This window comes from Streptomyces canus, from assembly GCF_001514145.1.
GTDB classification, from domain to species: Bacteria; Actinomycetota; Actinomycetes; order Streptomycetales; family Streptomycetaceae; genus Streptomyces; species Streptomyces canus.
This window is the reverse complement of record NZ_KQ948697.1, coordinates 1-1,894: the sequence shown is the minus strand read 5'-3', so window position 1 is coordinate 1,894 and position 1,894 is coordinate 1. Positions and strand designations below refer to the sequence as shown.

The window sequence follows — 1,894 nt, the reverse complement described above, 5'->3', positions numbered from 1 at the left end:
CCCCAAGATCGAACCGATCCCGCATCGCCACCAGGAAGTTCACCAACGGCCCCTGCGGCACCACCACACCCTTCGGTCGCCCCGTCGACCCCGACGTATAGATCACATACGCGGAGCCATTGAGGTCGTGGTGGGCACGGAGACGGTCGGAACCGGCAGGCTCGGACAGGTGCGCCTGGAGGTCCGGGTCGTCGAGGAGAACGCGTGGAACCAGTGACTCACTCGGCACGGCCGAGGTCAGGTCGCTCGTGGTGAGCAGGAGGACCGGGTCGGCGTCCTGGAGCATGTACGCCAGCCGCTCCGCCGGATACTCCGTATCCAGCGGCAGATACGCCGCCCCCGCCTTCCACACCGCCAGCAACGCCACGACCAGATCCACCGACCTGGCCAACGCCACCGCAACAAACCGCTCCGGCCCAGCACCCAACTCCGACAGAAGCCCGGCCAGACGCTCAGCACGGGCATCCAACTCCCCGTAACTGAGCGACACCTCACCCGCGACCACGGCCTCCGCATCCGGCACCGCAGCCACCCGCTCCTCGAACAGCTCCACCACCGAACGCCCCGGCACCTCACACACCGTGTCGTTCCAGTCGACGAGGACACGGTCGCGTTCGGACGCGGCAAGGATGTCGATGTCACTCACCCGGGTGTCCGGGGTCGCGACCGCGTGATCCAGGAGTCGCAGCAGCCGGTCGATGAAGGTTTCGGCAGTGGCGCGGTCGAACAGGTCGGTGCTGAACTCCAGGACACCCTCGAGCGAGTTCGCCTGACCGGTCGCGTCGCGGCGCTCCGTGAACCCGAAGGCAAGGTCGAACTTGGCGACGGACGACTCCACCGGCTCTCGCTCGGCCGTGAGTCCCGGAAGCTCACCGAGTGAGGCCAACGCGCCCTCGTAGTCGGTGTTGTTGAGGGTGAGAAGGACCTGGAAGAGGGGGTGCCGGGTGAGCGAGCGCTCCGGGTTGACCGCTTCCACCAGCCGCTCGAACGGCAGGTCCTGGTTCGCGTAGGCGCCGAGGTTCCCCTCACGGACGCGGCGCACCAGCTCGGCGAACGTGGGGTTGCCCGAGGTGTCCGTGCGCAGGACCAGCGTGTTGAGGAAGACGCCGACCAGGTCGTCCAGAGCTTCGTCCGTGCGGCCGGCGATGGGTGTGCCCAGCGGAATGTCCGTGCCCGCCCCGAGCCGGGTCAGCAGCGCCGCCAGCGCCGCCTGCAGCACCATGAAGGGACTGGCCTGAACGTCCCGGGCCACCTCGCCGACGCGCGCATAGAGATTCTCGGACAGCCGGAACGGTATGCGGTCGCCGCGATAGGTGGCGACGGAGGGCCGCGGACGGTCGTACGGCAGCTCCAGCTGATCGGGGAGGCCGGCCAACGCCCCCGTCCAGTGGGCGAGTTGGCGGCTGATCTCGCTGTCGGGGTCGTCCTCGGAGCCGAGTACCTCCCGCTGCCACAGGCTGTAGTCGGCGTACTGCACCGGCAGCGGCGCCCACTGGGGAGCTTCCCCGGCGACCCGGGCCGCATAGGCGGCCGTGAGATCACGGGCCAGCGGCGCCCGCGACCACGCGTCACTCACGATGTGGTGCGTCAGGAGGAGCAGGACATGGTCGTGCTCGCTCGGCGCGAACAGTGCCGCCCGGAAGGGAATCTCGGTGGCGAGGTCGAACGGATGGCCGGCCTCTCTCGTCAGATCGCCCCGCAGACGTTCTTCGTCCGTCTCCACGACCGCGAGCGTCGGCAGGGACTCGGCCGCGTCCCGGACGACCTGGTAGGCGCCCTCGCCGTCCTCGGCGAACACGGTCCGCAGGCTCTCGTGCCGCTCCACCAGATCCGCGAGCGCGAGCCGCAGCGCGTTCCGGTCCAACGCGCCGGAGAGACGCAGGGCCACCGGAGC

Annotated in this window: 1 protein-coding gene; it reads right to left on the bottom strand. The window is 69.5% G+C overall.

The genetic code is table 11. From position 1 onward, the window contains the following. On the bottom strand, positions 1-1,894 hold a 1,894-nt coding region (locus AQJ46_RS50800), incomplete at both ends, for a condensation domain-containing protein (protein ID WP_159064281.1).